This is a genomic window from Psychrobacter sp. AOP7-B1-25 (genome assembly GCF_052376195.1).
Classification (GTDB): Bacteria; Pseudomonadota; Gammaproteobacteria; order Pseudomonadales; family Moraxellaceae; genus Psychrobacter.
The window spans coordinates 58,876-80,218 of record NZ_JBQSVK010000013.1; the positions used below are offsets into that span (position 1 = coordinate 58,876).

Annotated in this window: 21 protein-coding genes; 10 read left to right on the top strand and 11 right to left on the bottom strand. The window is 40.7% G+C overall.

Annotation, left to right across the window (positions count from 1 at the left end; all coding sequences use genetic code 11):
• Positions 1 to 584: 584 nt before the first annotated feature.
• Both ACT3QR_RS10655 and ACT3QR_RS10660 read left to right on the top strand, forming a co-directional pair.
• Positions 585 to 1,292 carry a hypothetical protein gene (locus ACT3QR_RS10655; protein ID WP_444521326.1) on the top strand — a complete coding sequence of 236 codons (708 nt, stop codon included), beginning with the start codon at positions 585 to 587 and terminating at the stop codon, positions 1,290 to 1,292.
• Positions 1,293 to 1,417: 125 nt separating this feature from the next.
• Positions 1,418 to 2,158: an MHYT domain-containing protein gene (locus ACT3QR_RS10660; RefSeq protein ID WP_444521327.1), complete on the top strand. Its 741-nt coding sequence runs from the start codon at positions 1,418 to 1,420 to the stop codon at positions 2,156 to 2,158.
• Between the two features lie 129 nt (positions 2,159 to 2,287).
• Here the strand turns inward: ACT3QR_RS10660 and ACT3QR_RS10665 are convergent, their stop codons facing one another.
• Complete coding sequence (locus ACT3QR_RS10665) at positions 2,288 to 3,427, bottom strand: ATP-grasp domain-containing protein (RefSeq protein WP_444521328.1); 1,140 nt, start codon at positions 3,425 to 3,427, stop codon at positions 2,288 to 2,290.
• Between the two features lie 286 nt (positions 3,428 to 3,713).
• On the opposite strand from ACT3QR_RS10665, the gene ACT3QR_RS10670 reads away from it, so the two are divergent.
• Positions 3,714 to 4,970 (top strand): TerD family protein, encoded by a 1,257-nt coding sequence (locus ACT3QR_RS10670; RefSeq protein WP_444521341.1) that lies wholly within the window; start codon positions 3,714 to 3,716, stop codon positions 4,968 to 4,970.
• A gap of 124 nt (positions 4,971 to 5,094) precedes the next feature.
• Here ACT3QR_RS10670 and ACT3QR_RS10675 read toward each other — a convergent pair whose 3' ends face one another.
• From ACT3QR_RS10675 to ACT3QR_RS10720, 10 genes are all read right to left on the bottom strand, one after another.
• A complete protein-coding gene (locus tag ACT3QR_RS10675) occupies positions 5,095 to 5,703 on the bottom strand; it encodes a TerD family protein (RefSeq protein WP_319050553.1) in 609 nt (202 codons plus the stop codon).
• Between the two features lie 56 nt (positions 5,704 to 5,759).
• Positions 5,760 to 6,512: a TIGR00266 family protein gene (locus ACT3QR_RS10680; RefSeq protein WP_444521329.1), complete on the bottom strand. Its 753-nt coding sequence runs from the start codon at positions 6,510 to 6,512 to the stop codon at positions 5,760 to 5,762.
• A gap of 205 nt (positions 6,513 to 6,717) precedes the next feature.
• Complete coding sequence (locus tag ACT3QR_RS10685; RefSeq protein WP_444521330.1) at positions 6,718 to 7,293, bottom strand: TerD family protein; 576 nt, start codon at positions 7,291 to 7,293, stop codon at positions 6,718 to 6,720.
• Between the two features lie 469 nt (positions 7,294 to 7,762).
• Positions 7,763 to 8,683, bottom strand: a complete 921-nt coding sequence (locus ACT3QR_RS10690; RefSeq protein WP_444521331.1) for a glutaminase — start codon at positions 8,681 to 8,683, stop codon at positions 7,763 to 7,765.
• A 254-nt stretch (positions 8,684 to 8,937) separates the two neighbouring features.
• A complete protein-coding gene (locus tag ACT3QR_RS10695) occupies positions 8,938 to 10,005 on the bottom strand; it encodes a DUF475 domain-containing protein (RefSeq protein ID WP_444521332.1) in 1,068 nt (355 codons plus the stop codon).
• A gap of 227 nt (positions 10,006 to 10,232) precedes the next feature.
• Positions 10,233 to 10,808, bottom strand: a complete 576-nt coding sequence (locus ACT3QR_RS10700; protein ID WP_057760825.1) for a TerD family protein — start codon at positions 10,806 to 10,808, stop codon at positions 10,233 to 10,235.
• A gap of 266 nt (positions 10,809 to 11,074) precedes the next feature.
• Positions 11,075 to 13,381: a bifunctional 23S rRNA (guanine(2069)-N(7))-methyltransferase RlmK/23S rRNA (guanine(2445)-N(2))-methyltransferase RlmL gene (rlmKL, locus tag ACT3QR_RS10705; RefSeq protein WP_444521333.1), complete on the bottom strand. Its 2,307-nt coding sequence runs from the start codon at positions 13,379 to 13,381 to the stop codon at positions 11,075 to 11,077.
• 150 nt (positions 13,382 to 13,531) lie between these two features.
• Entirely contained in the window at positions 13,532 to 14,716 is a 1,185-nt protein-coding gene (locus ACT3QR_RS10710; protein ID WP_444521334.1) for a mechanosensitive ion channel family protein, read from the bottom strand.
• A gap of 160 nt (positions 14,717 to 14,876) precedes the next feature.
• Positions 14,877 to 16,397: a dihydrolipoyl dehydrogenase gene (locus ACT3QR_RS10715; protein WP_444521335.1), complete on the bottom strand. Its 1,521-nt coding sequence runs from the start codon at positions 16,395 to 16,397 to the stop codon at positions 14,877 to 14,879.
• 114 nt (positions 16,398 to 16,511) lie between these two features.
• A complete protein-coding gene (locus ACT3QR_RS10720) occupies positions 16,512 to 17,009 on the bottom strand; it encodes a peroxiredoxin (protein ID WP_444521336.1) in 498 nt (165 codons plus the stop codon).
• Between the two features lie 403 nt (positions 17,010 to 17,412).
• Between ACT3QR_RS10720 and ACT3QR_RS10725 the strand changes: the two genes are divergently transcribed.
• The 7 genes from ACT3QR_RS10725 to ACT3QR_RS10755 all read left to right on the top strand — a co-directional run bounded on the left by ACT3QR_RS10725 (position 17,413) and on the right by ACT3QR_RS10755 (position 21,307).
• Positions 17,413 to 18,741 (top strand): tyrosine-type recombinase/integrase, encoded by a 1,329-nt coding sequence (locus ACT3QR_RS10725; RefSeq protein ID WP_444521337.1) that lies wholly within the window; start codon positions 17,413 to 17,415, stop codon positions 18,739 to 18,741.
• Between the two features lie 38 nt (positions 18,742 to 18,779).
• Positions 18,780 to 19,055: a hypothetical protein gene (locus ACT3QR_RS10730; protein WP_443538198.1), complete on the top strand. Its 276-nt coding sequence runs from the start codon at positions 18,780 to 18,782 to the stop codon at positions 19,053 to 19,055.
• A gap of 3 nt (positions 19,056 to 19,058) precedes the next feature.
• Positions 19,059 to 19,361: a hypothetical protein gene (locus tag ACT3QR_RS10735; RefSeq protein WP_444521338.1), complete on the top strand. Its 303-nt coding sequence runs from the start codon at positions 19,059 to 19,061 to the stop codon at positions 19,359 to 19,361.
• 140 nt (positions 19,362 to 19,501) lie between these two features.
• Complete coding sequence (locus tag ACT3QR_RS10740) at positions 19,502 to 20,461, top strand: hypothetical protein (RefSeq protein WP_300475380.1); 960 nt, start codon at positions 19,502 to 19,504, stop codon at positions 20,459 to 20,461.
• Between the two features lie 95 nt (positions 20,462 to 20,556).
• Positions 20,557 to 20,796, top strand: coding sequence for a helix-turn-helix domain-containing protein (locus tag ACT3QR_RS10745; protein WP_444521339.1), 240 nt, complete (start codon positions 20,557 to 20,559; stop codon positions 20,794 to 20,796).
• 2 nt (positions 20,797 to 20,798) lie between these two features.
• Entirely contained in the window at positions 20,799 to 21,035 is a 237-nt protein-coding gene (locus ACT3QR_RS10750; protein WP_444521340.1) for a helix-turn-helix domain-containing protein, read from the top strand.
• Positions 21,032 to 21,307: a hypothetical protein gene (locus ACT3QR_RS10755; RefSeq protein ID WP_201601113.1), complete on the top strand. Its 276-nt coding sequence runs from the start codon at positions 21,032 to 21,034 to the stop codon at positions 21,305 to 21,307. The genes ACT3QR_RS10750 and ACT3QR_RS10755 overlap by 4 nt, the downstream gene beginning before the upstream one ends.
• The last annotated feature ends 36 nt before the right edge of the window (positions 21,308 to 21,343 follow it).

A 21,343-nucleotide genomic window follows, 5' to 3' on the forward strand; every position in this document is an offset into this window, starting at 1 on the left:
AAGAAAATATTAACATAATGCTTAATAAGTAATTAAGATTAATTATACAATCAAGATTTAAATAGTTTAGAAACATCTTTCAAATTTTGATTAGTTTTAATAAATAACTATACAGCTCAATAGCCTAGCCATTTGTCGGCTAATGTAGCCACTTATCGGACGAAGTAATATATTGTATTGCTACAAAACAAAATTCCAGTAATAATACAATCAAAATCTATTGCTGTTTAGTAACTTTAACGTGAGCAAGTGTTATCTGAAAAGTTTAAAAACAGTATTTGGTTCAAACTTGTTTATTTCAATCTTATTTTCGGAATTATTGCTATTTTCTAATTGATAAGTTTTTAGTAATTAGCGCGCTTGTATGCCTGATAATTACAAAAATCGAAGTTTTGTCTGCTGTATCTATTCCATCTCTTATAATACAAAAGATATATAAAAACTGTTATGTGGTTGAATTCTGCATATATTTTATATTGTGAGAAAGCCAGTAGGGCGAACTTTTGAAACGTTATTTATTAATTGGTTATCTAGATAGCTTGATATAAGAAAGTGTAGCAGTATTTTAAGAAAAGGAGTGCTCTGTGAAATTCTCTTGTGCATTAGAAACGTCTTCTGAACGTATTCGTTTGGTCAATGTTATTTCGCCGCTCATCAAAGCGGGTTATCAGTTGGTTTCTCAAAGACAAGAAGCTTCAGAGAATGGTGGTAATATCATTCATGTGATCGCAAGAAGTTTGGGGTCTAAGACGCAGGAAGATTTAATCGATGACTTGTCTTCGATTGAGGGATGTACACTCTTTAATTTAGAAATAGATGAAGAAGGGGGTTCATCAGCCGCGCCTGCAAAAAAAGTCTTAGATGAAAAAAGTGTCTTATCAGCCATTGGTGCCTACTATCCTAAGATAGCAGATATTGTCAGTCAGTATGAGGATAGTTTGCCTGTTGAGCGACGTGTAACTGCATTGCAGGAGTTAGGTCGTAAGGTTGGCGGCGGTATTTACCAACGCGATTATTCACTTGGTAGCCCACTTAAGATGCCTACTACTATCACGCGTGAGCTTGTGCCAGCCTTAAAAAAACTGTCTAAAGTTAAGGCAAAGAACAATGTAGTATATTTAATCAAATGTTCATTTTGTAAATCAGCAGACCATACTCATTCAGGTTGTCATTTTATCGTAGGCTATATAGAGGGATTTTTGGCAAGTAATCCTGCTATAGATGTGATTCAAGTTGAAGAAACTAATTGCGGCGCAGGCAGTACCAATATATGTGAATTTACCATTGGGTAGAAAACATGATACATAGATAATTTTATATCTATACGAAACAAAAACAATGAGCGAATGACACACTATATTGTGTTAAAAGCAAGGTTATTTGGCTCAACTCTTAATGATAGATAAAAGGCAAAAAAATGATGGAAGTTGAATATAACTTACTCTTGGTGTTGGTCTCATACGCCATTGCAGTGTTTGGTTCTTATGTTGGCTTAAACCTTGCCATTCGAGTTCCTTCCGCTAAGCCAGGAACAGATTTATATTTTTGGGTGGCGCTATCTTCGATTGCCATTGGTGGTGCGATTTGGTCTATGCACTATATCGGTATGATGGCAGTGGATATGAAAATGCCTGTGACGTATGACCTGGGTCTAACAATTGTCTCAATGCTGCTCGCGGTTTGTTTCGTTGCTGTTGGTATCATTATCGTAGGTCGTGGTGAATCAAGCGTTGCTAAGTTGATTGGTGGCGGTGTCCTTACTGGACTTGGTATTGCAGCTATGCACTACACAGGTATGGCCTCTATGCAAATGGACGCTACCATGACATACAATATCCCGTTACTTATTTTATCAATTGTAATTGCTATTGCAGCTGCTATCGCTGCGTTATGGTTGGCATTTAATCTACGTGGTACATCACAGCGCTTTGGTAGCGCCTTCATTATGGGGCTTGCAGTATGTGGTATGCATTATACTGGTATAGCCGCGATGGAAATGACAATGACTGATCATGTGATGCCCATGGACTATACGCATGCAGGTGCCATTTCTTCATCGATTATAATTTTCATTGGTTCAGCAGTTGTATTGAGTTTACTATGGGTCATTGCTTCCAAAAATGCGCCTAAGCAAGCAACTCTAGTGTTTGGTGAATAGTTCAAAGCACTCATTTTTAATAATGCTTAAAAGTGAAGATAATAAAAAAGGTTTTTAGATTCATATCTAAAAACCTTTTTTATGCCTGTTGAAATCATTTGCCAACTAAATATATGCTTAGTTAATCATTTACTCAGCATCTTTTTCGATTTTGACACTCATCATAACAGAGCGTATTTGACATGGTTCAATACGCTGAACATTCTCCTCCAAGTTAGGTCTCTCTGACAATCCCAACCAATAAGAAAATCCAACTTGTGTCAGGTCAATTCCACTATGAAAGGTATAACCAATACCACCTGATGGGCGGCTATTAATCTCAAGAACACGGTGCTGACCGCTACTGTCCGCTTTGGTTTGTACACTGACGATGCCATCACAGCCAAAAGCTCTAATCAATGGGATTACGACATCCATGACAGACTGCTCGTAACCAATGTGTTGTATCTTTCCTGTTTTATGACGAGTGACAGCAGCTAGAACTTCACCATATTCACAGACGACATCAATAGAGTATTCTTGCCCTGATAAGTAAGGCATTAAGAGCATTGGAATAGGGCGCTCACGTACCATTTGGCTGTTGGTATAGGCGTTAACAAATTGTGCAGTGTTGATTTTTTTCCCTTCAGTGAAGTATAAGTGTTCAAAGCTATCATACGCAGTGCTATCTGCTTTACCCGTATCTAATCGCCAAAACCCTTGTGCAAAAATACCGACAACAGGTTTAACGCATAGAGGTTGGTCACCATGCTCAGCTAGTAAGGCCTCAAGCTCTACGGCATTGTCAAAACGCCATGCGTCTGCCACTGGGATATTGTGAGTATGACAATGCTGCATAAAAGCAAATTTATCATCGATTGACTCTAGTGCCGCCACGCTGGTTGCTCCCGTTAATAAGCGAATACCAGCAGCGTCGAATTTCTCACGATGTGCTTCATAATCAATACCATTGCGCCCAGTCAGTAGTACTTTTACATTGTGCTTTTGCGCGTGTTCCAATACGAACTGCCAGCGCGGTATGGCAGGTTCGCTCGTCATTTGAGTCTCAGTATCTACGGTTGAGTTAGATGGCTCCCGATAAATCATATCGGCGAATTCAAAAATCTCAGGTCTATCATAGCGGTGTGAGGCAATAACTTGGAAAGGGGTGGTTGAGTTGCTCTTTAGAGCTTGTGAGCTCTCCAACATATCACGCTGGCTAGATTGACCTTCAGCTAACCACGCTGCTACTGGTTTTGGAAAGTTACTATTGTCAGCAAGGTTATTCATAATTTTCTCAGCGTTATCATCAAGTGTAGGGAAGTGAGCAGTTTAATGTTGCTCTCGCAATCTAGTAGTAATTTTAGCAAAAGTATACGGTTCAATAGAACGTATTATATACGAATGATAGACGTTATAAATGCCTCTGATGGAGTAGGTACAGGGTCTTGTAAGAATGACTTTCTCGCTTATATCACAATTGTCTGGTTCAAAAAATTCATAATATCCATGCTACTATATGATGATAGTCAGCATGACAATGACCACAGCATATAAATAATCTAAAGGACGTATGATGAGTCAAAACCAATCTCAAAAATTAATTGCAGGTGCCAATGCGCCATTACCAACTGACAATATTAGTATTCGTATTTTAAGCCAAAACGCCATTGATTGTGCTGCTTATCGTCTGACTACTGACGGCAAAGTACGCGGTGATGGTGACATGGTGTTTTATGGTCAAACACGTAGCGATGATGGTAGCGTTAGCTTCCGTGGTCATGACAGTGATGGATTTTTTGATGTTAACTTGTCTGCACAACCTGCAAGTATTGAGAAAATTGCATTAGCGTTTTCTAGTGCGCAAACGCTTGCACAAGTGGGTGACGTCGATATTCAGGTACTACAAGGCAGTCAAGTATTGATGACTTGTCAGCTAAATAGTGCTGGACGTAATGAAAAAGCGATTATATTGGCTGAATGCTACCGCAGACAAGGGAGCTGGAAATTTAGATTTATTGCGCAAGGATTTAATGGTGGGTTGAAGCCACTATCTGAACACTTCGGCGTTGAGATTGCTGATGAAACACCACCTCAGAATCAGTCTCAATCTATCAATACGCAGCGACCAATCAATACGCAAAAAGCGCGTAGTGCACCTCAGACAAGTACGCCGCCACCAATTCCAGCCAGTCCTTCGATTAACTTAAGTAAAATAACTTTAACTAAGAATCAATCCAGCATCAATCTGAAAAAACGTGATGACTTTGGCAAAATATCAGTCAATTTGGACTGGAACCAACGCCCAAATATCGACAAGCAAGCGCCCAAAAAGGGCTTACTAGGAGACTTGTTTAAGCAGCATCAATCAAGTGGTATCGATCTAGATGTCGGCGCCATGATTCATCTAAAAAATGGTGAAAAAACCCTTATTCAAGCGTTGGGCAATCGCTTTGGTAGTTTGCAATCAGCACCATATGTTTGCTTGCGTGCTGATGACAGAACAGGGCAGGTGAGTGGCGGTGAATGGCTAGATATTAATGGTCAACAATGGTCGCAGATTGAAGAAGTATTTATCTTTGCTTTTATCTACGAAGGTGCGCCCAATTGGGAAAAAACTGATGGGGTTGTGACTATCCATGTACCAGAGCAATCACCGATTGAGACACGTTTGACCGAAGGTGCTAGTAATCTACCGATGTGTGCCATTGCCCGTTTGGTTAATCAGCAAGGTAGTATCAACGTTGAGCGTATCAACCAATACTTTAAAGGTCACCAAGAAATGGATAAAGCGTTTAACTGGGGCTTTAGCTGGAAGCGTGGACGTAAATAGTACTTCTCAACATATAAATAATAAATATAAGAAGAGCGGCCCATCTACTGATAGATGGGCCGCTCTTCTTTGGAATAAACTATTTAACTAGATTGGGAATAATTCAGTTAGAGTCTCTAGTCAATTACGCATGCGGTGTGATAGCAGGCATCAAGTCATGGAAGGTGCGACCAGAAGCTGTCTCACCAATAGCATGCATTTTCCATTCATTATTGTGACGATAGACTTTTGCCATTACCATTGCTGTATGTCCACCTTGTGCAGACAGATTATAACGTGCTACTTCGCTATTGTTATTGGCGTTGACAATACGGCAAAACGCATTTTCTACGGTTTCGAATGTCTGACCAGTAAAGCTATTAACCGTAAATACTAGAGAGACCACATTGGCAGGTACTCTTGAGAGATCAACATTGATGACTTCATCATCGCCATCGCCGTCACCAGTACGATTATCACCAGTATGGACGATGCTGCCGTCCTTCGATTTTAGCTGACTGAACCAAATAGCATCGACTGCTTGCTTATTGGCATCGAACATGATGCATGATGCATCTAAATCAATAGAATCACCACCAGAACCGCCGCCGAATAATTTCCCTAAGAAGCCACCTTTTTTGTCCTGTGGCCCTTGAGCAACGTCCCAGCCTAGACCCAATTTAACTTGAGTAAGATCGCCGCCAGCTTCTTTGCTTAGGGAGATTTTTTGACCTTTTTGAAGACTAACTGCCATGTGAGTATCCTTATAATAGTTGTGAGTAAAACCGTTTAAAATAGTGCTAAGAGATGCTATAAGATGTTATCTAAAAACCCACCACTGCCGCCACGTCCACCTGAGCTACTGCCTAATACACTTTGCAACCAACCTTGGTAGCTGTCACGATTTCGAGAGCAAATAATAACTTTACCAGTACCAGAGAAGTTCAAAACCATACCTTCGCCACTGGTGACGGAGTTGATGATATTGCTCATGATGCCTTTTTTCTTACTGGTCGAAACTGACAGTTTATACTCAAGATTTGAATCCCAGCAGACCACATGACCGTTATCAATGATGACGTCTTTGTCTGGTGTAACATCAATCTCAAACAACGAGCCAAAACCAGATACCACGACCTGACCTTGACCTTGTGTCTGCATCACCATAAAGCCGCCTGTGTCACCAAAAACAGCCCCGCCTAGATTGCGCTGAATATTGGCTCTGATATCGACGCCAGTTTGGGCTGCGACAAACGCACCATCACTCAGTGTATATTGCTGCTTGCTAACTTCTATGATTTGCATATCACCATCGAGCGTGGGCGCAAGCAAACAGTCACCTTCACCATTAACTGCTTCAATCTGCTGTTGAAACAATGATTCATCGTTTGCAAAGCGGCGCATCAGTGACTGCATCAGGCCACCTTGCAGCTTACCTTTCAGCTCAAGGTTAGACTCCATCATTACCATCGCATTGGCTTCACAATAAATTGAATCGCCTTTTTTAAGGTTACAATGCAAAAAAGGTTCAATAGTACCGATTAAACTGAATGTTGCGGCCATGGCTTGCAAATCCTTATTCTAATATCTTTGTTAGGTGCTCTTAATATGTGTGCGTGCTTTTATAGACTCTATAATTCTAATGGTAAGCCAATTAAATTTAAAGCCATCAAATGCGTTAAAAGGGCACACTTGATGGCTTATTAGATCATAACCAGACTTCTAGTTATGAGAATCGGCTTGCTAAACGTTTACGTTAGTTTTAACGTTAAACATTTACGCCATAAGAGGCTGCTAATGGTCCAAGACCACCACTGAAACCTTGACCTACAGCACGGAATTTCCAGTCACCGCTATGACGATACAATTCGCCAAAGATCATTGCTGTTTCAGTGCTACCGTCTTCTGATAGGTCATAACGAGCGATTTCAGATTCGCCATTGTCGTTTACAACGCGGATATAAGCATCACCAACTTGACCGAAGTTTTGGTTACGTGCTTGGCCTTCATAGATGATTGCACAGATAGCTACTTTGTTAACGTCAGCTGGAATGCTACCAAGATTGATTCTGATTTTTTCGTCATCACCATCGCCTTCGCCAGTACGGTTATCACCAGTATGCTCAACAGCGCCGTTATCTGATTTTAGGTTGTTAAAAAAGATAAAGTCTTGATCATTACGAACTTTACCTGCTTCATTGATCAAAAAACCGATTGCATCTAAGTCAAACTCTTGGCCGTCAGTGGCACGTGGATCCCAGCCTAGACCGACTGTAATGTTGGTTAAACCTGGCGCTTCTTTTGATAAGTTTACGTTGCCGCCTTTTGTTAAGCTAATAGCCATACAAATATCCTTTGGATTAATAGTTAAGTGGATTGGATAATAAAAAAGAAACTAAATAAAAGTTGTGCAGTGACTGATATACCAGCTGGAACAGTATAAGTAACTTAGCTGTGTGCCATGTACTGTATATCATTAGGTTTTACTATACTAAGCGTTCGCTCACTAAGCAAGGCGTATTTTGTGCACTTACTATATGCTTACTAAAGGACATAATACTTCTGTATCTTTGATAATTTCTAATCAACTTAGCAATAGTCGTTAAGATATTGTTATGAAAAGTAATGTTTCATACGAGGAAAGTTTAGCGCAAGGGTACTTTAAAGAAAATAAACGATTAAAAAAGCACCGATTTACTATACGAGCTTAGATTAAATCAACTTATGGCTTATATGTGCTTCGTAGTTAGTATAAAAGAGTATGAGCATGGCGTGGTATCAAAAGCCTATTTGTACAAATGTCCATGTAGCTCTTATTCTGCAAAAACCGACCAGCCTGTTTTTTGTACGAAACGCTCTAACGCTTTTAACCCAAGCTTAGAGTTGCCTACATGATCAAGCCCTGGTGACCAAACAGCGATAGAACCTTTACCAGGTGCTATGGTTAAAATCCCGCCACCAACCCCGCTTTTACCTGGTAAGCCCACGCGATAAGCGAATTCGCCAGAACCATCGTAATGACCACACATCATCATCAACGAGTTAATACGGCGTGCTCGGTTTTCATTGATGACACGTATTCCTGAGTGCTTATCAACTCCGTTAGACACCAGATAAAGACCGGCACTGGCTAACTGTTGGCAATTCATTTCAATTGAACATTGATGAAAATACGTACCTAACACATTATCTACATCGTGTTTTAAACGACCAAAGGATTTCATAAAGTGCGCCAGAGAAGCGTTTCGGTCTTTGTGCGCCATTTCAGAAGCCGCTACTTTGTGATCAAAGCGAATTGACTCATCATCTGCAATGAGGTGAACAAATTGAAGAATCTCACCCAGTGTTTCTTTGGGTTCATGCCCCATCATAATAGCATCTACCACAGCAATGGCACCGGCATTGATAAATGGGTTACGTGGTCGGCCAGTCTCATGTTCGAGCATCACAATTGAATTAAAGGGATCGCCAGATGGCTCACGCCCGACGTGCGTCCAAAGCGTGTCACCTAGCTTGCCAAGACCAATGGTCAAGGTAAACACCTTTGAGATACTTTGGATGGAAAACAGAGTGCTTGCATCACCTGCTACATACATTTTCCCATCTGGAGTCGCTACGGCAATACCGAACTGATTAGGATCGATATGGGCCAATTGCGGAATATAATCTGCCACTTTTCCACGGTCAGTTTCTCTTGCCATTTCTGCGGCAATATCATCAAGAATTTTTTGCATATTGATTGTATGGTCTTATTTTTATGGGGTAGTTTAAGGTCAAGGATTTTAATTGAAGATAGGACGATAGTAACGGAATAAGTGCCATTTTAATCATTGATTATTTCAATTATTGAATATTCTGATATTTGAGTATCTCACCGCGCTCTAGTTGTATGGCAAAAATAGTATGACAAAAAAGCAGGCCATACCTTGTGGTATGACCTGCTTAGATGTATAGCTAGATACAGACGGTATTATACTGAGAACATACCTTAGTTTAGGCTAGCTTTCTCAGCCTTACGATGCTGAAGTGATGCTAGCAGCGCCCAACCAATAAAGGCAATACCAATCAGACCAGTGATAATCTCTGGTACATGGAACTTCACTGACAATAGCATAATCAATGCCAACGCACCGATTGCATAATGTGCGCCATGCTCAAGATAGATGAACTCGTCAAGCGTGCCTTTATCTACCAAGAAGATAGTCATAGAACGTACGAACATCGCACCAATCGCAAGACCTAGCATGATAACAATCACGTCATTGGTAATTGCAAATGCGCCAATTACACCATCAAAACTGAATGAGGCATCTAAAACTTCTAGGTATAAGAAACCAATGATACCGCCTTTCATGATGGCACTGGTCGCCGCAGCGCCCGAACCGTTTTCTTCGTTTTCTAGGTCTTCTTCAAGATCGCCCTCAAGCATGCCAGATACGACCTGTACGCCAAGGTAAACTAAGATACCCCAAACACCAGCGATTAAGACAGCGCTTGCTTGATTATCATTGGCCCATGATACCGCAATCATCAGCACAATAAGTGCGACAAATACGCTCATAGCATCGACTTTACCTAGCTTTGCTAAACGGCTTTCAAGCCAGCTGAACCAATGTACGTCTTTGTCATCAAAAATAAAGTTCAAGAATACTAAAAGTAAGAAGATACCACCAAATGCTGAGATTTCTGCATGGTGAGCCATCAGTCTTGCTGAGTACTCTTGAGGGTTATTCAATGCTAAATCGATTACTTGCATCATGCCAAGGTCAGCAGTAACGGCGACGATGACAATAGGGAAAACCAAGCGCATACCGAATACAGCGATTAGAATACCAACGGTTAAAAATATCTTTTTCCAAAATTCGTCCCAGCCCTTAAGGACTGAAGCATTGACCACCGCATTATCAAAAGATAATGAAATCTCCATGACGGCCAAAATAGCGGTAATAGAAAGAGTGGCTATTAAGCCGCCCATACCGCCATGTGAATATCCCCACCATGCTGCTATTGCCAAAGCAATCGCTGTGAAGATAAAGTCTAAATAAAAATGTCTCATGACACATCCTGTCTGGTTGCGTAAAGCTAAGGTCTACCTAGTATAGGCATGAACCGCAAAAAAGTGGTTATGACTAACCACTTTTTATGCATAATTTTAAACGAAACGTAAAGCATTACTAGTCATTTGGCCATTAAAAATTGTGACTATTTGCAACGATGGCGGTTTGCTATTTTGGACGTGATTACGGTGACTAATAATAGACTAAATACCAGTTAACAATGGTTTTAGATGTCAACACCGTACTGCTGACACATCGCTTGCAAGCCACCCGAATAGCCTTGACCAACAGCACGGAATTTCCATTCGCCATTGTGACGATATACTTCGCCAAACACCATCGCTGTCTCAACAGAGTAATCTTCTGCTAGATCAAAACGTACGACTTCGGTGCCAGTCTCTTCGTTAACAACACGGATAAAGGCGTTGGCGACTTGACCAAAGTTTTGACTGCGAGCAGCAGCGTCATGAATAGTAACGGTTACGACTACTTTATCCACGTCAGCAGGTACTTGGGTTAGGTTTACTTTGATAACTTCATCATCACCGTCGCCTTCGCCAGTACGATTGTCACCAGTGTGTTCAACAGCACCATTGTCAGACTTCAGCTGATTGTAGAAGATAAAGTCATGATCGCCGCGCACTTTACCTGCGCCATTTAGTAAGAACACGCTGGCATCAAGATCGAACTCAGCACCAGAAGTGGCACGCTCATCCCAACCAAGACCGATAAGTAGCTTGGTCAAATTTGGGTCAGTTTTCGTTAGCGATAAATTACCGCCTTTATTAAGTGATAAAGCCATGGTTTTATCCTTCTTATTAGAAATTAGTGGTTTTATAAAATTATCGAAAAAAGGCGATGCTTGCACAACAACTGCGCAAATCCATCGCCTAGTAACGCTCTATCATAACAACAAAAAATGACCCAATCAAAGCTGATTGGGTCATTATTATATTTCATATACATTTGGCAAAAAACAGAATTTTCAGGTACTTAGACTACCACTATAAATATGTAGTCTTAATATATATAAACCCTGTTTATGGACCTTAAGTCTCATATCTTGAATTATAGACTTTGACGATGACGAATCTCAAAGCTTTGATGAATGGGTTTCTTGATATTGAAATCAAAACCAATGGTTTTTTGAGTGATATCAACGATGTCATAACGCTGAGTCAACTGCTCATCTAGCTCAAAGCGAGTAAAGTTATTAGAAAAATACAAGACGCCATCAGAAGTGAGACGGTTCATTGCACGGTTAATCAGTGCAGCATGATCACGTTGCACATCAAAGGTACCTTGAAATTTCTTAGAGTTTGAGAAAGTCGGTGGATCAATAAAGATAACATCGAACTGCTCAGTATTATCTTTAATCCATTCAAAGATGTCAGCAGCAACGAATTGGTATTTGTTGCGACTAACGTCTAAACCGTTTAAGACAAAGTTTTGCTTACCCCAGTCTAGATAGTTCTGTGACAAATCAACGCTAGTAACTTTTTTCGCACCAGCGAGCGCTGCATGCAAGCTTGCGGTACAAGTATAAGCGAATAGGTTAAGTACTGCTTTATCGCGACTGTTGGCCTTGATACGAGCACGCATATTACGGTGATCGATAAACAGGCCAGTATCTAAATAATCTGTAAAGTTGACATAGATATACGCACCATCTTCACGCGCAACATGAAACTTGCCTCGTTTTTCCGTGGTGTTTTGCTTGCTGTATTGGTCGTTACCAGACTGACGGGCACGCGTTTTGATGAAGACCTGTTCACGGTTAATATCAAAGACTTCGCGAATACCCATTAATGCCAAGTTAAAGCGTTTTTTTGCAGTCTCAGGTGGTATTGTCTTTGGTGGCGCATATTCTTGTACATGAGCATAGTCACCGTATAAATCGATTGCGACTTTGAAGTCTGGCAAATCAGCATCATAGACACGTATATTACTTACATTATCTTTCTTAGCCAATTTTTTAAGCTTAGCAAGATTTTTTTGTAAGCGATTGACAAAGTCTTGTCCTTCTTCTACTTCAATCTCACGCTTTTCGAAACGGCTGACAAGATTACCCGTTTGTCCCGAGATAAGTGTTCCGTAGCGGAAATAAACAGTGATGGCGCCATTATGACAGCGTAACGTTTTTGGTTCTTTAATCGGTAAGATATCGACCTGTTCGACATTGGCAGCCAAGATACCAAGCATCGGATCAATACCGCTACCAGCGAAGCTGTCTTGCAAGATAAGCCCAATCGCTTGGTACAACGGCTTAATCATTTCTTCATCACCCAAACGCTCACCATAAGGTGGGTTAGTGATGACCAAAGGACTGCTCAGTCGACCATCGCTAACTAATGGCTTGAGTACATTGCTGAGTTGGTCAAGCGCACGACGCTCGATATCGAGTAGCGGTAAAATATCTTGTAGACCTGCTGCAATCAGGTTTTTTTCTGTCGCAAGAACCGCACCACTATCAGCATCAAATCCTAACATGAGTGGCAACGTATCAGGCTGCTCATTGGCAACCTCTAACGCTTCTCGGAAACGCGTTTGGGCATCATCGATCATCTCTTGCCATAGCGTCTCATCATGATGCTGCCATTGATAAAAACCAAATTGATTGGCAGCCTTGTCGATACCCACGGCATAGTCGCAATGCATGAGTAGCGCTTCGATAAGGAATGTACCAGAACCACACATTGGGTCGATTAACGCATTGTAGAATGGCGCGTCACCGGCTTCGTTTTTCTTATGCCAACCAGCGCTATAGAGTAGTGCTGCTGCCAAGTTTTCTTTTAGCGGCGCTTCTGTCATAGCCACACGGTAACCACGGCGATGTAAACTGGTACCTGATAAATCTAAATACAACTCGGCTTGCTTGTCATTGATGGTTGCAAAAACAGAGAAGTCTGGGTTTTTGCTATCGACGTTAGGGCGGCTGTCGTAGACTTCATTGAACGTATCGGCAATCGCATCTTTGATACGTAGCATAGCAAACTGCTGACTGACGGCGACACGCTTATCAACAGACAGACGAATAGCAAAGGTTTGCTCTAGGCTAAATTGCTCAGTCCAATTGACCGATTTTGCCAAGCCATATAGCTGTTCTGCAACGTCGTATTCTGCGTTGATATTTTTACGTTTAATCAGCATCAGTACTCGTGAGGCCACACGTGACCAAAGGCAGATAGTATATAGCTCACGTAAGCCGCCAGTTACGGTCAGACGGCCAGTACTTTTGATTTCGCTGTCAATGCCAAAACTGGTTAGCTCAGTTTGCAGTGGTGCCTCAAGCCCATCGGCACAGGTAATAATAAGATCAAGCGACAACTCTGGTGAAGCTGCTGCTAGAGATGTGGGCGCGGTTTGTTCGGTCATACGGGTACCTGTGGGCTAAATTGACAAAAAAGCAAATAATAAGATAATCGGTGTAACCAGCAATTTTACCATAATTCACAGTAGGATAGTTCAAAGTGGTCGTGTTTAAGATTTGAAGATGTGATAGCCAAATGCATAAGAATAAATTGTCTACTCATCCTTGGTCAGTGGTAATTTCTCTGGGAGAATTTGAGTGGTGGTTGCAAAAGGCTTAGTGGCAATAGGGTAATCAATGTCTTTTGGCATGAGTAACCGCATATGAGGATAAGGGGTAGAGATATTTGCAGCATCAAAGGCAACTTTGATATCTTCTTTTAGGCCCTCTTTAATCTTTGGCATACGCGCAACGGCTGCTGGCTTGACCCAAAAACGTACGATAAAAAACACCCCATACTCGCCAATTTCTGCGACGGTCGCTGAGGTTTCAGGCCGATTAAGCACTACATCGGTATCGCTCAGCACCTGTAATATTTCTTGGCGAGCTGTCTCAATGTCATCCTCAAATGCGATACGTACGCGAATATCAAAACGTATGAAGTTTTTAGAAGTCAGATTGATCACTTCAGAGGAGGCAACGTTAGAGTTTGGAATGATGACCGTAATATTGTCACGAGTAAGGATATGAGTAGTCCGCAGCGCGATAAGTACCACGCGTCCCTCAGTGTCATTGATATGAATCCAATCACCAACCTGAAAGGACTGCTCAAGCAAAATAGTAATACCAGCGATGAAATTAGCAAGAGTAGACTGAGCGGCGAAACCCACTGCCAAACCAACAATACCTAAACCAGCAACCAACGACACAATATCAAAGCCAAATTGTGCCATAACGCTGGCAAGCCCAAGTACCAACAGCAGTACGGATAAGATGTTTTTAAGCAACTGCTCTATTGAAGCGTTGAGGCCATAGTGCTGTAAGACTCTATGAATGATCTGTCCTGATGATGCCCAAAGTACGTAATAGATACCGGCCCAAGTGCTCGCCTTTGCGGTGGCTTTAATGGTTTCTGGTTCAAAGTTTATCTGACTCATGATGGCGATTAGACTTGCGACAATCCATATATAGCGTAAGACTGAACGGGCAATCTTAGTACGGCGTTCATTCAATCGAATTTTGGCTCGGCTCTGCCTAAGAATATAATTGGCCAACCAATAAAAAAATCCCAATACCGCAAGCAGTATTAGGATTTTGATGCCAGTGCTGACCAGTTCTGCTGCTTGTGAGGACCAATTAAGTGAGTCCTCATCTATAGAGCCGCCAAGAGCAAGGTAAAGACTAGTATGTAAGTCATGAACAATTTCTTTGAAGAAGTCAGTAATACTAGCAATTGGCATTGTTTCGTCCATGCAGGTTGCGATTATAAAAAACGTTATACATGAAATAGCTGTCTACAAATTATATCAAGCTGACCATACAATCACACGTGATATAAGCAATGATTCAGTCTAGAGAGTTAAATTCCAAAAGTTTTATTGGGCTAAAAAATATAAACCGTTAAAAGTTGTCTTCTTGTGCGTCTTGAGACTGGAAAGGGATCTCCATTTTATATTGAACATCGCGTAGTGCTGTGCGTAGTCCCTCTAATATCGTTGGATGATAAAAAGGCGTGTCTAGCAAGGCTTTGATGCTTAAGTCATTAGTAATAGCAGTAGCAAGTATGTGTCCAATATACTCGGCATCAGGGCCGACCATGCTAGCACCTAGAATCTTATCTGTTTTTTTGCAGCCATAGATGTGTAGCAGACCACAATTAACTCCCATCACACGACTACGCCCTTGATTGTCAAAGCTTACGCTACCGATGACAAACTCCAACTCTGAGTCTTCTTGAATCTCTGGTAGAGACATACCAATATTAACAATTTGTGGTGAGCAAAAGACGATAGAGAAAGGTGGGGCAGGTGGGCGGATATAAGCCCCTTCTGTATTTTCACAAACCATGTTGCCTGCACTATAGCCCTCATCACTGGCTACATGTAATAGTGGAATATTGGCATTGGCATCACCAACGATATAGACGTTTAAGTCGCCAATCTGACCTGTTTTTTTACTCAAATCTTTCGGACGGTTCTTATCGTCTAGCTCAACACCTAAGTTTTCAATTCCTAGCTGCTTAATATTGTTGCGACGACCAGTAGCAACTAATACGTATTCACCTTGCCATTGTTGAGACTTGCCTGCGCTATCTTCATATTCGATAAATGCAGTGGTATTTTTATTGTTTCCACTACTCTCAGAGGCATTATCTTCAGTAGATTTTGTACCAACATCCGTAATTTTGCTTCCCAAATGCATGGTCAATTCACGACTTAAGCAATCGATAGCTTTATGATTGATATCGTCGTCTTGTAGACCAGCGACTTGTTTGACGCGGTTTAACAGCGTAACTTCTACACCTAAACGCGTAAATGCTTGCGCAAGCTCTAGACCAATGGCACCAGCACCAACGACAGCCATAGTTTTTGGTAAGTCTTCAAGCTCAAAGACACTGTCAGAAGTAAGCATGGTATCACCAAGCTTGCTAGCCCATCCATCAGGGATAAACGGCGAGCTACCTGTAGCGACAATGATTTGCTCAGCGGCAATCAGCTCATCATTGACCTCAATTAAACCTTGTTCATTGATATGAGCATGACCATCGATTTTTTTATGATCAGGCCAGCTGTGTACTTGTTTCTTGATATAGCTGGCAAAATGACTGCGTTCATCACGTACACGCTCCATTACTCGTTTGCCATCTATTTGTGCCGTTGCATGAATACCAAATTCAGCAGAATGATTGGTATCGTGTGCACGATCAGCAGCTGCAATTAGCAACTTACTAGGCATACAGCCAACGGCAATACAGGTCGTGGTCCAAAACCCTTCGTTTATGATGACCACGTCGTCCTTGATTTTACTTGCTTGGCGAAAAGCATTTTGTCCTGCGGTACCAGCGCCAATAATGGCGACGGATACTTTGCGCGTGGCTTCTTTTGACGTATCGTCAGTGGTAGTGTCAGTTTTTTTATTCATATTATTCTCTAATAGGGGAAAGTTATATTCAATAATAGACTGAATTTTTAGCTTATATTTTTTATTCAGTTTTTATAATTATGACGGATACTGATTCAATGATAGAACCAATAATTACGGCGCTAATATAGTCAGTAAACGACTGGTATAGTCTTTGGCACGTAGATTACGCTGCGCATGAGTCAGTTCGCTGTCTTTATTGAATACAAATGCTGAACGTACAAGGCCTAGCGTGACTTTGCCATACATATTTTTTTCTTTGATAACGTCAAAATACTGGCATAACTTTTCATCAGTATCACTGATAAGTGGAATTTGTAGGTCATACTTGTCGATAAACTTTTCATGAGATTCGACGCTATCACGAGAGACGCCGATAATGTCGTAGCCCAATTCGTCAAAGTCATGAAGGTGCGAGGTAAATTCTGTTGCCTGTGTGGTACAGCCTGGCGTGTTGTCTTTGGGGTAAAAATACAGAATAAGGCCTTTATCGGTATTAGCGACCATTTCTTTTAAATTGATTTCATCATGAATGAAATTACCCGCAAGCTTGCGTACGATAGTTACTGGGAAATCAGGTAGGTGAATGGTTTCTGTCGTTGGCTTGGCCATTGTAAAGTCCTTATTAGTTTTAGTTGTGTGTATTGGCTTGATTAAGGTTCTATTTATAGTGTTCTTATTATAAGCAGATTAGTAGAAATAAATAATCAGTTTTACACTTTGCTCATTCATTGGCAACAAAAAAGACTGGCAATAGCCAGTATCTTTTAACTCTATTTTTTCCTACATCAAAAAACAACGTTCAATAAAAAATACTGCAAAACCCTTTAAAAACCTTGATATACGGCCGTTTTAGCTATAACATATCTAACAACGTACAACATTATGCCACGATATAAAGCATTTTAAATGGCTACCAAAATGGCTACCAAAATGGCTACCAGTATTAACAAAATGGCTACCAGTATTAACAAAATGGCTACCAAGTTGGCTACCAAGGTAAAGGCAAAGGGATATGACCACAAAAGCGATAAAACTAGACTCACAAATTCAAAAAGCTACCAAGGAAACTATCCAAGCTGGCAAGACTGTTAGCTATCCAATCGCTGGCTATAAAGGTCTAGAAGTACGGATAAGACCACATAAGAACGGCTTAGATGCTGCAGTGGATTTTAGACATAGATACAGCCACCCAATAACAAGCAAACGCCCTTACATGACGCTAGGACAATACCCAGCGTTAAGCCTTGCTGATGCTAAAGACATGTACAGAAACAACATGACACTGCTAGCCAAGGATATAGACCCTTTAGAGCATAAAGAGCTAGAAAGACAAAACGAGTTACTAGATAGGCTCAACACACTAGATCACTTCATTAGCGAGTGGCAAGAATTGCAAGCCAGCAAAAACCTAAGCCCCAAAACACTATATAACAATCAAGTGTTGTTAAAGCCTATTCAAAAGCAGTTAGGGCATATGAGGGTTACAGAGATAGCACCTAGCATGGTCATAAAGTTTATAACTGACATACAAAAGACAAGCCCAGTTAAAGGCCTACAAGTAAAAATACTGTTAAAAAGTATTTTACAGCTAGCCAAAAAACATAGGGTGATTGAGTACAACCCAGCCAGTGACCTACAAGGCACGTTAAAGACTCATAAAGCTGTTCACTACCCATCATTAACAGACCCCAAAGAATTTGCCGAACTGCTAAGAGATATTGAGCAGCTAGATGATGCAAGCCAGTTATATAATAAGCACATATTACAGCTACTAGCCCTTACCTTTACTCGCGTAGGTGATGCTTGCGCTATGCAATGGGCAGATATTCATTGGTTTAAAAAACAATGGGAGCTTAAGCCGCAAAAATCAGGCACTAGGGCAGATATGGTAGAAAGCATGGTAATACCACTAGCACCGCAAGCCATAGCTATATTGGAGCAGATGCAAAGCATGACAGGTGATAGCAAGTATGTATTCCATAATCCAAGGCGTAGAACTGAGCCTTACCACCATACGCAAGAAATAAACAAAGTATTAAACAGTGATCTAATGAATAACGGGCAAGGCTATAAAGGTATTCATAGCCCACATGGTTTTAGAAGTAGCGCAAAAACTATGCTGATGGAGCGGCTAGGCTATGACGAACTGATAACCGAACTGGCACTAGGTCACCGCATGCTTAACGCTTATGGCACTGCATACAATCGCATGACTGGACTAGAGCAACGAGCCGAGATGATGACAGCATGGGCCAACTACCTAGACGATATAAAGGCTGGTAAGTTTGACAATGTTATTCATGCTGATTTTAAGAAAGCAGCCAAACAGAACCACGGCTAAAACCTAACCAACAAAACCCACCAAAGGAGATCGACACAATGAATGATATTAACCATGAAAGCGCAATTGCTATTAACGCTTTTTGTCTAGATGACTTGCACGTAAACATGCTTTACCAAATCGAGCGCATAGAAAACGCTATAGCAGTGGCAAGGCTGGCAAGTGAAAGCAATGACACAGCACAGTTAAAAGGCGCTATTAATATGATGATAGACAGCTTAAGCAATACGTCTGCAATGATACAGAACGACCATGAAAGCATGACCCATTTAATCAATGATAGCGCAGTTATTAACCCCAAAATTGGAGCATAAGCCATGATGATTTTAGACACCAAACCAACACGCCAGCAATTAGATGACCGCGCATTTTGGGATAGTTTACCGCCAGATGGTGCAGAATATGACGGCTTTATGTATGTGCCTACTTATTCTATTTTGCGTGATGATGAGCCTATCAATCTTAAGACAGATAGCGGCAAAATATTAAGAAACTCGTTACCTTATGAGTTGGCAGTTATAGAGGTGCAACGCCTATCTAAAAAGCATGACAATATCACCTTAAAGATCACTGGGTATGGTCAAAGCCTAGTAAGAATGGATAAACGATTAACAGCATAACCTTATTTAGCGACTAAACACCGCTACAATGACCATGCAAGGCTAGGATTAATTACCCGAACGCCAGCCATTTCATGCCTTAGGCTGGCATGCCTTGCACCTATTCTTATTAAGGTATGAATGACAAGTAAGGCATGGTTATGGGATTGATGGATAAGCCAAAAAGTGATTTTGAAGAAAATTATATTTATATAGATGACTTTATTCTATATCTATCGTTTAAATTAAAAGAACCAGTTGAAACCGTTGTTTCATGGCTGCTTTACAATGGTTTTGATAAAGATATAAATTCCTATGAAGCTGATAAGCATTATCGAGTTTGCAAAGGCATGCAAGTTGATGCAATTGATAAAAATATAGATGAACTTTTTAAACAGATAAGTATAGATGGATATTTTATTTATATGGAATATTTAGACAGCTTTGATCTTTACTATGAAGTTAAGGACGCGCCAAGCTATGAAGAATATCAAGATGTAAATAATAACTTTTATTTAAAGCTTAACGATTTAGAAAAACTTGAATACATTAAACCCTTTAACCTAAGCTTTAGTGAAGCCCGTCTATATAACTATACAGTCTATATATGTGACTCAGTTACAGCAAATTTAGTCGATATGAATAACGATATGTCTGTAAGAGTTTTTAAAAGGATAGAAACTAGCCTATCTGAATACGAGAAGACAAAAAATTCTCCTAAAGATAATAATAGTTTTAAGAAGCTTATACGACTGGATCATGAAAAACTTCAAGCAGCATTTAAATTCATTACTGGTGAGGAGCCTTTACCAAACGAAAATAAAGAAACTAAGCAAGAAACAGGAACCCATGATAATGAGCCGCTAAATAGCAGATCACAAGATAAAAAGTTAATAGCTATTTTAGCCTTACTACTTGCCAGCAAATCTAATGCTTATACTATTGGTGACAACAAACCAAATGCTACTCAAATCAGCAAAGCTATTTATCAGTTTGCAATTGATGACTTAAAGATAGCTGATGAAGACACAAACGGTCTAAAAGCCAACATAGCTAAAATTAGTGCGTCTATTCAAGAATATACGGATATTCTCTATAAACAACCGCTGAAAAAATCTTAACTTTAACTTTAATTAATTAACTTTAATTTTTAACAACACCCCACACCGCACAATAAGCCTTAACAACTTTCATCAACTGAATAGGAGTTAAGGCAATGCCTAACACTACCCACGCAGCACCCACCAATAAGCTAAACCTAGCTTACCTATTAGCGAACCCAAAAGAGCTTTATCAGGTTAAGCAGATAGCCGATGTATTCCAAAAACACCCTGAAACCATTAGACGCTGGATCAAAGCTGGCACGATAACAAAGCCGTTATCTATCAATGGCGTTTACTACTTTAAAGGTAGCGATATTGTGGACTATATAAACGCTACTAATGAGGGGGCTTAATCATGGATAAGCTAAAACGCAGCCAAAACCAAATCATTAAAGATCACCTTTTGACTGGCCAATCAATCACACGCTGGCAAGCTATCGAACTTTATAAAATCGCCACGCTACCCACTCGCATTAACCAGTTAGAAAATACAGGCTTAACCATACAGCGCAAGCGAGTAAGTAAAGACGGCAAGCATTGGAACGTCTATTGGATTGATACCGATAATCTAGCTAATGGGGTGCAATCATGAGTAATGACGAACTGGTCAACGAAGTAATGAGCAGGCTCAAAGAACAGGGCTTTTTGATGATAAACGAAGATTTTATAGATCAGCTCATTATTACCTTACACGCTAATGTAACCATTATTAATACTATGACAGAGCTTGCAGAGCTAGAAACCAAGATACTAGGCAGCTTACTACCTACAGGCAGCCGACAAGTGGAGTCACTAAAAAATCTATCTGTAAAAATAGCAGAAATAGCCTTTAACGTGGAGGACTTAAGACATGAGCAAAGATAACAAGATCAGTCTAAAAGCCGACCACGGGCAGCACAG